This window comes from Clostridium sp. LBM24168 (genome assembly GCF_052953915.1).
Genome location: NZ_CP196861.1, coordinates 1,782,472 through 1,795,041, shown reverse-complemented (window position 1 = coordinate 1,795,041; position 12,570 = coordinate 1,782,472). Strand labels below are relative to the sequence as shown.

Annotated in this window: 16 protein-coding genes; 15 read left to right on the top strand and 1 reads right to left on the bottom strand. The window is 32.3% G+C overall.

The features are described 5' to 3' along the window. The first annotated feature begins 323 nt into the window (after positions 1-323). From ACSVC9_RS08865 to ACSVC9_RS08835, 7 genes are all read left to right on the top strand, one after another. Positions 324-791 (top strand): DUF6323 family protein, encoded by a 468-nt coding sequence (locus ACSVC9_RS08865; protein ID WP_446897132.1) that lies wholly within the window; start codon positions 324-326, stop codon positions 789-791. A 2-nt stretch (positions 792-793) separates the two neighbouring features. Next, on the top strand, positions 794-2,068 hold the full coding sequence (locus tag ACSVC9_RS08860; RefSeq protein ID WP_446897131.1) for a DUF6179 domain-containing protein: 1,275 nt from the start codon (positions 794-796) through the stop codon (positions 2,066-2,068). Positions 2,069-2,173: 105 nt separating this feature from the next. Then, positions 2,174-2,653, top strand: a complete 480-nt coding sequence (locus ACSVC9_RS08855; protein WP_446897130.1) for a GNAT family N-acetyltransferase — start codon at positions 2,174-2,176, stop codon at positions 2,651-2,653. Positions 2,654-2,665: 12 nt separating this feature from the next. Beyond that, complete coding sequence (locus ACSVC9_RS08850; protein WP_446897129.1) at positions 2,666-3,241, top strand: GNAT family N-acetyltransferase; 576 nt, start codon at positions 2,666-2,668, stop codon at positions 3,239-3,241. Between the two features lie 16 nt (positions 3,242-3,257). Next, positions 3,258-3,725 carry a pyridoxamine 5'-phosphate oxidase family protein gene (locus tag ACSVC9_RS08845; protein WP_446897128.1) on the top strand — a complete coding sequence of 156 codons (468 nt, stop codon included), beginning with the start codon at positions 3,258-3,260 and terminating at the stop codon, positions 3,723-3,725. Between the two features lie 30 nt (positions 3,726-3,755). Continuing rightward, entirely contained in the window at positions 3,756-4,145 is a 390-nt protein-coding gene (locus ACSVC9_RS08840; RefSeq protein WP_446897127.1) for an ACT domain-containing protein, read from the top strand. A gap of 35 nt (positions 4,146-4,180) precedes the next feature. Further along, entirely contained in the window at positions 4,181-5,056 is an 876-nt protein-coding gene (locus tag ACSVC9_RS08835) for a YitT family protein (RefSeq protein ID WP_446897126.1), read from the top strand. A gap of 60 nt (positions 5,057-5,116) precedes the next feature. Here ACSVC9_RS08835 and ACSVC9_RS08830 read toward each other — a convergent pair whose 3' ends face one another. Continuing rightward, the gene (locus tag ACSVC9_RS08830; RefSeq protein ID WP_446897125.1) at positions 5,117-6,265 is read right to left on the bottom strand and encodes a methyl-accepting chemotaxis protein; all 1,149 of its coding nucleotides are present in this window, start codon (positions 6,263-6,265) and stop codon (positions 5,117-5,119) included. Between the two features lie 322 nt (positions 6,266-6,587). Here ACSVC9_RS08830 and ACSVC9_RS08825 point away from each other — a divergent pair, with 322 nt between their 5' ends. From ACSVC9_RS08825 to ACSVC9_RS08790, 8 genes are all read left to right on the top strand, one after another. Beyond that, on the top strand, positions 6,588-7,187 hold the full coding sequence (locus ACSVC9_RS08825; RefSeq protein WP_446897124.1) for a tyrosine-type recombinase/integrase: 600 nt from the start codon (positions 6,588-6,590) through the stop codon (positions 7,185-7,187). 29 nt (positions 7,188-7,216) lie between these two features. Then, the gene (locus ACSVC9_RS08820) at positions 7,217-7,744 is read left to right on the top strand and encodes a 2'-5' RNA ligase family protein (RefSeq protein ID WP_446897123.1); all 528 of its coding nucleotides are present in this window, start codon (positions 7,217-7,219) and stop codon (positions 7,742-7,744) included. A gap of 23 nt (positions 7,745-7,767) precedes the next feature. Continuing rightward, complete coding sequence (locus ACSVC9_RS08815; RefSeq protein ID WP_446897122.1) at positions 7,768-8,595, top strand: alpha/beta hydrolase; 828 nt, start codon at positions 7,768-7,770, stop codon at positions 8,593-8,595. 87 nt (positions 8,596-8,682) lie between these two features. Continuing rightward, positions 8,683-9,171 (top strand): DUF6803 family protein, encoded by a 489-nt coding sequence (locus ACSVC9_RS08810; protein ID WP_446897121.1) that lies wholly within the window; start codon positions 8,683-8,685, stop codon positions 9,169-9,171. Between the two features lie 195 nt (positions 9,172-9,366). Continuing rightward, positions 9,367-10,050 carry a TetR/AcrR family transcriptional regulator gene (locus ACSVC9_RS08805; RefSeq protein ID WP_446897120.1) on the top strand — a complete coding sequence of 228 codons (684 nt, stop codon included), beginning with the start codon at positions 9,367-9,369 and terminating at the stop codon, positions 10,048-10,050. Further along, complete coding sequence (locus ACSVC9_RS08800) at positions 10,031-11,230, top strand: Acg family FMN-binding oxidoreductase (RefSeq protein WP_446897119.1); 1,200 nt, start codon at positions 10,031-10,033, stop codon at positions 11,228-11,230. Before ACSVC9_RS08805 ends, ACSVC9_RS08800 begins: the two co-directional genes overlap by 20 nt. Before the next feature lie 83 nt (positions 11,231-11,313). Next, on the top strand, positions 11,314-11,829 hold the full coding sequence (locus tag ACSVC9_RS08795) for a phosphatase PAP2 family protein (RefSeq protein ID WP_446897118.1): 516 nt from the start codon (positions 11,314-11,316) through the stop codon (positions 11,827-11,829). Positions 11,830-11,850: 21 nt separating this feature from the next. Beyond that, positions 11,851-12,552, top strand: coding sequence for a flavodoxin family protein (locus tag ACSVC9_RS08790; RefSeq protein WP_446897117.1), 702 nt, complete (start codon positions 11,851-11,853; stop codon positions 12,550-12,552). Positions 12,553-12,570: the final 18 nt, after the last annotated feature.

The window sequence follows — 12,570 nt, the reverse complement described above, 5'->3', positions numbered from 1 at the left end:
TTAAGTCTAATAATAGTTTTCATGGATGAAAGCAGATTCTATATTAATATATAAAAGATAGTCTTCTTAATTCGATACCATTTATGTGACGACTAATATTATAAATGAAGATAGTAGTATAAAACATATAATTGAATGTGAATAGATACTTAAAGAATTGAAATTCTGATAGGACATATATAATATTATATTGATTTCATTTACAGGCATGATATAATAAAATTATCATCTGTGTAAATAATATAAAAATACAATTATACTATATCATAAAACAGAGCGTATGTCAAGCACTCAAAAATTAAAATTTTAGGGGGGGAAAAATAATGTATTTGCCGGAAATTTTTAATTCAGTAAACATATCTCAAGAATATGGCAGGACAAATGAAATTATAAAATTAAATGAGCAATTGAAGAAAGAAGGTATTGTACTTACTGTAAAAGATGCAAAAGAAATAATTGAAGCAAGGGACAAAACTTTAAGATCTACAGGCAGGATAGAAATCAATATGGATATTATCCATTCAATTATAAAAGAAGTTGGGAGATCACCCTATGTAAATCAAGAAAATGTTGTGGAAACTGTAAATGATATTTATGAAGTTTTTCACTATTTAAAAAATTCCACATCTGATCTTCTGCCTGATAGTGAAATTCTAGAGAGCATAATGTTTTTTTATAATGAAATTTATAGAGGATCAGTTGAACTTGTAATGGGAAAGGGAGTTGAAAAGATAGTATGCAATTTTAAAAATGGCAGAGATCTTATCAACACGAATGAGGGGGAAGATTAACATTGGAAGAATCCATTTCATTTATTCTTCAGAATTTGATAAAAAGATATACGAAAGGAAAGTGCAGTTCTTTGAAAGAGGATACTGTTTTTCATATGTTAAATTCGATTTATTATACTATTGAAGCAGGAAAGAGAGAAAAGATATATGCTGAAGCTTTATATTCATCAAATTTACAAGATGAATTTGATCTCTACAATAGAGGAATTAAAGTTATTGAGAAGGCTGTAGATGAATGTAAATTGCTCTATGAGGATATAAAGGAGAACAGGCTTGATGTTCCCGTTCTTATATATAATAATACAATAGATAATGCACTTCCCGAGTTTTTCAAGAATTATGATATAGTTTTTGCAGCCCAGGACACAGTTTCCAGCATGGATTATCCTCTGACCTTTGATGATATGAGTATAAAAGGCATTTTTTATATAAAACAGTATCTTGAAAAGTTGAAACTTGAAACAGATTTCTGCAGACTTTTTGGAGATGCCCTTGTTAAAAAAATACTTTTGAATTATGGGATAAAGTACAGGGCAGATGTTTTTGAATTACCGGTTAATGTATTTCAAGTGGTTTTTGACCAGTGCTTTTTCCTGGTTTTATGCGGAAGTTCTGAAAAAAGGACTGCGGTATCCATAGTTGAATTTAATATGGTAGAAAAGATTCTCTCAAGTAAAAATCAAGATGAGCTTCTTAATGCTGCAGATAATGTTTTAAAAAAAATTATAGACAAATATCATATTAAAGATTCATTACTTGTGGATTATCTGAATAAGTATGGAAATTCATTTAGGATAAGATTCTCCAAAGCCTGCAGCAGTGGTAATCTTTCCAGTATGGTTATTGTAGAGGAACAGGAAAGCGTAGAGAAAAAATTTATTTTTCAAGATGGAGCGAGGATGAGTAATTATGAATTCAACAAAGTTGTAGATGAAATCTCAAAATCTCAGGATGTAAAAAACAAAGTTGCCATTATACAAGAAAATGTACATTCCCTGGAAGATTATATAGACATTTTGAATTCTGAATGCTTCTTTGGAGATGAATACAGTATTGTCATGCGAAATGCTGATGACATTTATCTTGCCTTGCTTGGTGCAAATGTATTCTATGATGATCTGGAAGATGACGATTTTAAGCTTTCCTTTGAGTACTTGACAAACTACAGGGAAAGTTTTGAAGATGAATGGAAAAATTACTATGTGGATTTTTTGCTGGTACAGAAAGAGGAGAGAATAGAGAATATATCAAAAATTATTATGGATATTCACACATAAAAAGTTAGAAGACTGCATCATTTTACTGACAATGTATGGATAAGTAAATCATATTTTACACGATAAATTATATATATTTTAAGTATAATATAAAGGACGGAAAATATGGATATAAAGCTAATTTGCGATAAAAATAGGCAGAAGATCAATGAATTCATAAGGAATAACTGGTTTTCCACAGATATGGTAGTTAGAGGAAAGATAATAGATATGACAACGCTGAATGGTTTTGTTATGTATGACAATGAAATAATTGTTGGGCTTGTAACCTATAAAATTGAAAATTGCGAGTGTGAAATAATATCCCTGGACAGTTTAAGAGAAAATCGTGGAATTGGAACTACTCTTTTGAATAATGTAATTCAAGCAGCAGTGAAACAAAAATGTAGAAAAGTAAAGCTTATTACAACAAATGATAATATAAATGCTCTATGCTTTTATCAAAGGCGTGGATTTGATATGGTGCATTTATACAGTAATTCTTTGGAATATGCAAGAAAATTAAAACCATCAATTCCCAGCACCGGTAAGCATGGTATACCATTAAAACATGAAATTGAATTGGAAATAAATCTGCTGGAATAGAAACTATTTTGAATGGAGAATGAAAATATGATTGACTATGGTAAAATTTTAAAAGATAATATTATATTGGAATCTGACAGACTTCTTTTGAGACCATTTACATTGGAAGATTCAGAGGATGTATTTTTATATGCTAGTGATGATGCAGTAACAAAGTATTTAACGTGGACATCCCATAAAGATATAGAAGAAAGTGAAAAAGTGTTAAAAGAAGCTTTTATTGATAAGCCTGGAATCTTTGCAATTGAGTTAAAATTAAATCATAAGTGTATTGGATGTATTGGCTTAAGATTTTGTGCCCAGCACAACAAGGCGGATGTAGGGTATGTACTCAACAGAAGGTGCTGGAACAATGGTTATATGTCGGAAGCATTGAATTCCTTGCTTGAATTTTCATTTTTGAAATTGAAGTTGAATCGTATTGAAGCGGAGTATTATGCTGGAAATGAAGGATCTGGAAAGGTAATGCAGAAATGTGGAATGAAATATGAGGGAACAGGCCTGCAGGAGGTAAAAATCAAAGGAATCTTTTATGATGTAGTCCACTATGCAATTTTAAAAGATGACTGGATGCAAATGAATAGTTGAAAAAGGAGAATTGCTTATGGAGATTAATTTTGAACTGCTTGAAAAGGAAATTTTTAACTTGCTTGATGACAACAAAATAATGGTTCTTGCAACGAGTTGCAATGATCTAGTCACAGCTAGAAGCATGAGCTGTGTAATAATTAAAAATAAAATTTACTTTCAAACTGATAAAACATTTTTAAAATATAGGCAGATGCTTGAAAATCCCAATGTGGCATTATGTGTAGATAATGTTCAAGTTCAAGGTGTTGCATCCATAAAGCAGCATCCTTTTTCAGGTGAAAACAGAGAATTTATTGATAAATTCAGAGAAAGGTATAGAAGTTCCTATGATAAATATTCACATATGACAAATGAAGTAGTTATAGAAGTTGAACCTACGTTTATAGTTGTTTGGAAATATGAAAATAATCAGCCTTTCAGGGAGTTCCTGGATATAAAAGGGCATAAGGCTTATAAGATGAATTACAACATAAATATTTAGATAACTTAGAAGAGAGGAATGAAACTGTTTATGAAGGGAAATTTGAAGATAAGGTTACTTAAGGAAAAATTTTGTGTTTGCAGGTTAAACCGAGATGAGGACATTCCAAAATGGATAAAAGATGATGAATTTTATTCAGTAACAAGAACTTCTGAAGAATTGTCCATAGTATGTGTACAAAATGATATTCCGGATGATATACAATGTGAGAAGGACTGGCGAATTCTAAAGATTCAAGGACCACTTGACTTTTCTTTGATAGGTGTCCTGGCTTCAATCAGCAATATATTATCTGAAAATGATATAAGCATATTTGCAATTTCTACATATGATACAGATTATATTCTTGTTAAAAATTCGGATATATCAAATGCTGTGAATAGTCTTTCAAATTCGGGATATGAAATATTATTTAATTGATGGGAATATAAATATCTAGAATAGGAGTCCTGAAAATGATTAAAAACAATAAATATGATTATTTGGTTCAGTATATGAGAATGCTGATTGGATGTATAATAGTGGCATTGGGGTTCAATTTGTTTTTAAAACCCAATCAGATAGCTGGTGGCGGAATTGTGGGAATATCATTGCTGACACAAAAGTTATTCAATATAGAACCGGCTATTGTACAGTGGTGTGGAAATATTCCAATACTTTTTTTAGGATTATTTGTAATGGGTAAAAAATATACTGCGAGAAGTGTATTCGGATCATTGGTTTTGCCCTTATGTATATTTTTTACGAGGGACTTACATTATATGACCATAAATCCACTTTTGGGAACTATATTTGGAGGAGCGGTTTCGGGGATAGGCCTTGGTTTTGTATTTAAAAGCAACGGCTCTACTGGTGGTACTTCAATAATAGCCAGTATTGTCAATAAATATACGGGAATAAGTATAGGAAATTCCCAAGGAATAATAGATGCTACCGTAGTAGTTGCCGCAGGCTTTGTATTTGGTGCAGACAGGGCACTATATGCCATAATAGCACTATTTATAACTAGTAAGTCTATTGATTTAATACAATTGGGATTTACAGCATCAAAGATAGCATTTGTAGTTTCCGATAAAACAGAGAATATTAGAATTGCAATATTGAAAAATTTAGATAGAGGGGTTACGAAGATTTCAGGTTTTGGAGGATATACTGACGAAAAACGTATGATATTAATGGTTGTTATGAGCCAGTCGGAATTAAATAAGTTTGAGGAACTGATAAGGAATATTGACCCCGGTGCATTTGTAATAATAAGTAATACTCATGAAGTATTAGGGCAGGGATTTAATATGAGTAGAAAAACAGGATCCCAAAATGACTTTAGATGATAAGGGGCTGTCTTTGTAGAGTAAATAAACTACTAAAAGATAGCTCCTTGTAAAATTTAATTAGAGTTCAAGTGCAATTTCATTTAGTCTTTCGCACATTGTGGTGATTTCTTCTATGCTTGCTGTAATTTCTTGTGTAGCAGCAGCCTGTTCCTGACAGGAAGACAGGGATCCTTTGCTTTTCTCACCGGATATAGTAACTTTATTTTTAATATTATCTGTTAGTTTTGTAATTTTAGGAATTGTACTTTTAGCTTGATCTGACAGTTTTCTAATTTCATTTGCAACGACTCCAAAGCCACTACCTGCCTGTCCAGCTCTAGCTGCTTCAATTGCAGCATTCAGACCCAGCATTTTTGTGGCATCAGAAATGTTGGCTATGAAAGAAGTTACCTGATTTATTTCTTCTGATAGTTCTGTTATCTCGTTGATGCTGTTATGTAGCTCCTGTTCATTGGTATGAATTTGAGATGCGGATGCTGCCAACTCCTCGATGGCAGAAGATATTCCTGTAATATTTTCTGTAAGGTTACCGGACATATCCCTTAAATTTACAGCTATTTCTTTTGGTGTTATTATAGAAAATGTTCCCACAACTTCTTTAGTATCTTCGTCAAGTAATGGGAAACTTACATCTCTTACAGGAATTCCATATATTGAAGCATCCAGTTCTTTTTCCTCCAGCCTTCCTGTTTTTATAACCTCACTGCCTAAAAAATTACTTTTAAATTTGTTTCCAACTTTTATAGATGGTATGTCAAATCTTTGCGAAGATTGTATTTTTACAAATTGTTCTAAGTCGGTCAAACATAAAAACACACCTTCTGGAAACATCTGAGCTAGTATTGGCGCAAAGCCTTCGAAAGCTATGGCCACTGGATGCAGTTTTGGGAAGGCCATGGAAAATGCACCAACAACTTTATCAGTTTCATCTACAATTGGAATCGAAATTATTTCTAGTCTTGTTCCGTAGACGGAACGTGGAATTTCCTGGGTTAGTATCTTTTTTTCACGAATTGACATAATAGTAACACTGTTTTCATTTAATTTTTTGCCTGTGTGGAATATATCCATATTTAAATATTTGGAATATTTTACCCATTCCATGGTATCTCCTTTTGTAATTCCATATACAATTCCTCCAGGTATTAAATCAGCTTGAACCTCTGACAGTTTTCTTAAATCCTTCAATGCATTTGCTGAGATCATAATATCATCCCCTTTTCCATGATGTAATTTAAGTTTTAGTGTTGTTTACATTATTTTCTTGTATTTAATTTGACAAATTGTGATATTTATTTAGTACAAAATAAATATTTTGTTATATTATTGCTAATTCAAATCCATATTATACTATAATATATAAATATTTGTCATATTTTTTAGATAATTTTTTAAATAATTAAAACCTATTTATTAATATACCATTTTTGTGTAAATATATTAATAAATAATATATTTTTATGTAATTTATGGTATAATAAATTAAACAAAATATTTATTTTGTACAGTTTTACATATGGAGGCATTTATGAGAAAACAAGTAAATAGAAAAATAAAATACTTTACCCAGCAAGAAATGAAAAAGATTTTCTCCGCAATCGAAAATTCCCGAAACAAACATTCTTGTAGAGATTTGGCTATTTTCAGGGTGGCCTATAGGTGTGGATTACGAGCATCTGAAATAAGTATGATAAAATTAGATGATTACAATATGCCAAAAGGGGAACTTTATTGTAAAAGACTAAAGGGAAGTAGAAACAATACAATACGTTTGGATTCCAAAGCAAAGCTTGCTTTGGATAAATATATAAAAGAACATAATATAACTAATAGTTCTGAAAGCATATTTAAGAGTCAAAAAGGGAATCCCATTTCAAGGCATACACTTGATTATCTGACAAAAAAATACTGTAACATTGCGCATATAGATGACAGATTGAAATTTCATTTTCATTCAATCAAGCATACTACGGCAGTTCATCTGGCCGAATCAGATATGGATATTAAAGAGTTGCAATGGTGGCTTGGACATAAATCTGTTTCAAATACGGAAATTTATTTTCAATTTACTACTAGACAACAAGAAAAAATGTATTCGAAGCTTGAAGAAAAAAGTGAAATGGTTTAGATTGAAAATCAAAGAAAGGGGGGGTAGAAGTGGAACGATACGTTATTGTATGTGTTATAGGAGGCCAGGCATTAAAATTTCATGAAAAGCTAACCAGTAATGTGTGTTATAAATTTAATAAAAGGCGAACTAAACTTCCTGCACATTTTACGATAAAGGCACCTTTTGAGACTGATAGAATTGAGGATGTAAAGGACTTGCTTGAGAAATTTTCCACAAACAAACATAGAGCTCCTATGCAATTGAAAGGATATGGAAGATTTAGAACAGATGTAATCTATATAGATGTGAAGATGTCACCTGAAGCAAAAAAAGTTCATGACGATCTTATATCCCAATTGGTGAGAATACCATGGATGAAATTTAAAAGCAATGAGGGAAAAAATAAGGTGTTTCACTGTACAATAGTTTCTAAGAAAATAAAGGATAATTTTAAAGACATATGGAATTATGTATGTAAGTACCCTTGTGATTTCAATGAATATTTTGATAATATATCCCTTTATCGATGGCAAGATACTACATGGGTACTGCTAAAAAGATATGAAATTATTTAAAAATTTTTATTGGAGGTATCTATATGTCTGATTGTATTGATGGAAAAGTTAAAACTTTTGATGGTATTGAGTTATTTTATAAAAAGAATCTGGTGGAAAAACCAAAAGCTGTGCTGATAGTTGTTCATGGATTGTGCGAGCATTTGGGACGTTATGACTATTTTACTAAAAAATTAAATGATTTTGGCTATAACGTGTATAGATTTGATAACAGAGGTCATGGTAAATCTGGTGGTGAAAGAGGCTATGTGGAAAACTTTCAGTACTTTTTTGACGATGCCGATTTATTTGTAAATATGGCGAGGAGTGAAAACGAGAATGTACCAATATTCATGTTTGGTCATAGCATGGGAGGTTTTATAACTGCCGGTTATGGAATGAAATATCAGAATAAATTGAGTGGACAGATACTTTCGGGAGCCGCAGTAATAGATCTGCCTGCATTTAAAACTATCAAAAACAGCATTGACTTTGATAAAAATCCATTTGAAAAGGTACCCAATGCTCTTTCAAATCTTATATGCAGGGATCAGGAAGTTGTAAGTGCGTATAATGAGGATCCTCTTGTTCTGAAAGAAAGTAATGTCAAGCTTTTGGGGGAGGCTTTTGTAAAGGGACCAATCTGGATTGAAAATAATGTAAAAAAATATAACTATCCCTGTCTCATACTACATGGAGGCAATGATCAGATAGTGATAAATGAAGCATCAAAATGGCTTTATGAAAATGTATCTTCCCTAGATAAAAATCTAAAGATATATCCCGGGTGCTATCATGAAATTTTAAATGAGAAAGACGAAAAGAATGTTGTAATAGATGATATTCATCACTGGATTGAGAAGAGAATATAGATAAAAAAGTCCATCTCCATAGGATCTCCATATCTTTTTGATAAAATCTTACTGTATTAATATTTAAAGTTATTGGAGGTTATAATCATGAACATGACACACTATATGTCATTGCTGATGGACAACCAGCCATGGAATTTGATTATATTTATGGCTGTACCCGTAATATGTGCTGAAGCTCTCACTATTACAGAATTTTTTATAATATATAATAGAATTAAATCAGGTGGAATAAGAACCTTAAATAAAATTGTTGGAATTTTTGATGGTTTTTATTTTACAGGAATATTCATTTACTTATTTGTAAATGCAGTTATACCGCTTACAAGTGGTGGTGGATGGCATACCTGGGTGGATGTAGTTGCAGTAGGATTTTATTTAAGTGGGGTAGTGTTCTTACTACCAATAGCACTTATGGAGTTAGGATTAATATATAGAAACAGGAGCAGTGAAGAAAAACTGAAAATTCATTTTATCCTTGTAGGGGGATTTTTAATAGTTGCTCATGTTGCAATGATATTTGGTATGGTAAATCCTGAAATTATAAGTACCATGCCTGGAATGGACAAAATGTGATAGATCGATGAAAAAAGTAGAAAGGTCATCAGCAGTCTGAACTGCTGATGACCTTTTTTATTATATAATATCAAATGGAAAAATGTTGCTAAGTTAATGGTATTGACAGAGCTAAAAATATACTATAAAATGAAGTAAACTATAAGTTTACTTCATGACATTTGGGTGAACTTGAGATTGAAAGAGGTGTAATTGTTGGGAATAAATGAACGTAGGGAAAAGGAAAAGGAGATCCGCAGGAAAGATATTATCGAAGCAGCAGAGAAAGCCTTTTTTACAAAGGGATATGACAATACTACCATGGATGATGTGGCAAAGGAGGCTGAATTCAGTAAGAGAACGGTGTATGTGTATTTTAATAGCAAAGAGCAAATTTATTTTGAAGTTATGATAAGAGGATATAAGTTATTAATCAATATGCTGCATGATGGATTACAGGAAGAAAAAGAATGCAATGCAATTGAAGAAATCAAGCGGATGTCTTTTGTAATATATAAGTTTAGTAACAACTATCCGGAATATTTTAAGGCAATTATGGAATATGAAAATGGTGAAATGGATTTTGAAAGAGGAATTTCAGATCAATCAAGAGAGGAATGTTATGCTCTAGGAGAAAAAATACTGGGATATTTGACAGGGACATTGAAAAGGGGTATTTTGGAAAAATCCATACGCAGTGATATGGATGTTGTAAAAACAGCACTTGTATTATGGTCTTGCATGCTTGGGGTGTACAATACTGCGAATAAAAAAAAGAACTATATTGAAAATTATCACGGAACAACACCTGAAGAGCTAATATCATTAGCTTTTGAGCTTATTATGAGATCAATAAAAGCTGAAAGCGGAGGAATTGTAAATGAACAGAAAGAAGGTTAAAAGAACAATGACTATTATATTTTCTTGCTTTGTAATAGTGCTTGCTGGTGTTTTCGTATTTTTACTTTTGGTAAGCGGAATTTTTGAAAAATCAGAGTATTTGGAACCATGGCAAAAGGCATATTCTCAAAAATTTAACGATCCTAGGATACGTCTTACAGCCCATGGCCTGTTGTCATCAAACGGCCATAACATGCAGCCATGGAAAATACGGCTGGATAAAAATAACCGCGAGGTGTTTTATTTATATGCTGATAATGAACGCTTAACATCTGCGGTGGATCCTTTTGCACGGCAAATGATGATTACCCAGGGAACATTTCTGGAGTATGTAAATGTAGCGGGAGATGAGTTGGGGTATAAAACTACAATGGATTTATTCCCTGAAGGTGGTTATAATGAAAAGGAATTATTGAAAAGCATGGAAACCAAACCAGTAGCAAAAATTACATTGACGAAATTAAGCCCTAGAAGCAATCCTCTTTATAATTTTATTTTTTTACCAGATACTAATAGGATGGCATACATGTCTACTAAGTTAACTTTCGGGCAGATAAATCAGTTGAAAAAAATCAATACCGATGGTGGAATGTGGATAAAAATTTTTCAAGATAAGAAAGATATGGATAAATTGAGCAGCTATGCAATACAGGGAGCAGTCGTTGAGGCAAATGTGACTGATGCGATGAAAGAATCACAGACTATATTTCGTTCCAATGAATATCAGAAGAACAAATATAGATATGGATTTTCTGTTGAAGGGCAGGGCACATCAGGAATTATGAAGCACCTTATTCAAGGGGTAGTCACTCTTTTCCCATGGATGAATACTGGAAAAGCTGCATCGGATAATTTTATTAAGTCTACTCAGGTATCTGTGGATAATACTCCAGCTTACGCAATGATTATTACAAAGGATAATAGTCGTTCTAGCCAGATAAAAAGTGGCATGCTTTACAGTAGATTAATACTTAAAGCCCACAGCATGGGACTTGTCATGCAGCCTCTCAGTCAGGTTCTGGAGGAATATCCTGAAATGAAAGAGCTATATAAAAGCGTTCATCAAAACTATGCTCCAGATGGATATACCATACAGATGCTTGTACGTTTGGGTAAAGCATCAAAGGAAGTTCCACAAAGCATGAGGAAAGATGTGATGGATTTTGTCATAATGAAATAAATTTTACATTGTTTTAACGCATCTTGAATTCTAAAATGATACAATAGCTTAAGGAAGACTTCATAGTTTTGGAGGGTAGAATAATGATAGTGCTGATGCGGGAATTTGATACATGCATAATGCTTTTTATCAATAAATACTTAAAAAACAAATATATGGATATATTCATGTGCATGATGACAAAGCTGGGGAATATGGGAGCTATTTGGATTGCAATATCTACTTATTTATTGACACATAAACAATATAGGTATGAAGGAAAAGCTGTATTAATCACTTTGATAATAAGTACAATTGTTGGAGAAGGAGTGCTGAAAAATTTGATAAAACGTTCCAGACCTTTTAATATGGCAAAGAATATCAAGGTGATAATTGCAAAACCTATATCCTATTCTTTCCCTTCCGGTCATACTTTATCATCTTTTGCTGTTGCAAGTGTTCTTTCTGAATATTTTGTAGAATATGAAATAATTTTCATGGGTCTGGCATTTTTAATATCCATTTCAAGAGTATATTTATGTGTTCATTATCCTACTGATATTATAGGCGGAATTGTGATAGGAATGGTGTTGTCTAGAGTGATTTTTATATTCTTGTAATACTTAAGTAAGGAGAATTTTATGAAAATTGTGGCAGTATATGGTACGGAACACAAGGGAAGTACCTATAATATTTCGCGGTTATTTTTGGAAGAACTAAAATCGGAAACGAGTGAAATTATAGAGTTTTTTCTTCCAAAAGATATGTCCAATTTCTGTTGTGGATGTAGTTTATGTTTTACTATAAGTGAAAAATCATGTCCTCATTATAATCAGGTTAATTTGATAAGGGAAGCAATTGAAAAATCTGATCTAATCATATTTGCAAGCCCCGTATATGTTTTCCATGCAAGTGGACAAATGAAAGCACTACTTGATCATTTTGGTTTTCAATGGATGGTACACCGTCCTAATAAGACTATGTTTTCCAAAATGGCTCTAGTTATTTCAACAGCTGCCGGAAGAGGTATGAAATCGGCCAATAGAGATATTGTGGATAGTCTAACTTTTTGGGGAGTGGGCAGGATATTTGCCTACGGCAAAGCAGTTGCAGCTGTTAATTGGCAGGGCGTAAGTGAAAAGAGAAAAGACAGGATTAAAAAAGATGTGGTAAAGCTGTCTGCTAAAATTTTACGTAAATGTCATAATATAAAACCGAGCATGAAAATAAAAATCCTCTTTTATACAATGCGTTTTATGCAGAAAAGATTTACTATCAATCCTGTTGATAAAGAGTACTGGCGAAATCAGGGATGGCTGGGAAATAAACGGCCATGGAAATAAGAGGAAAAATTGATGCAG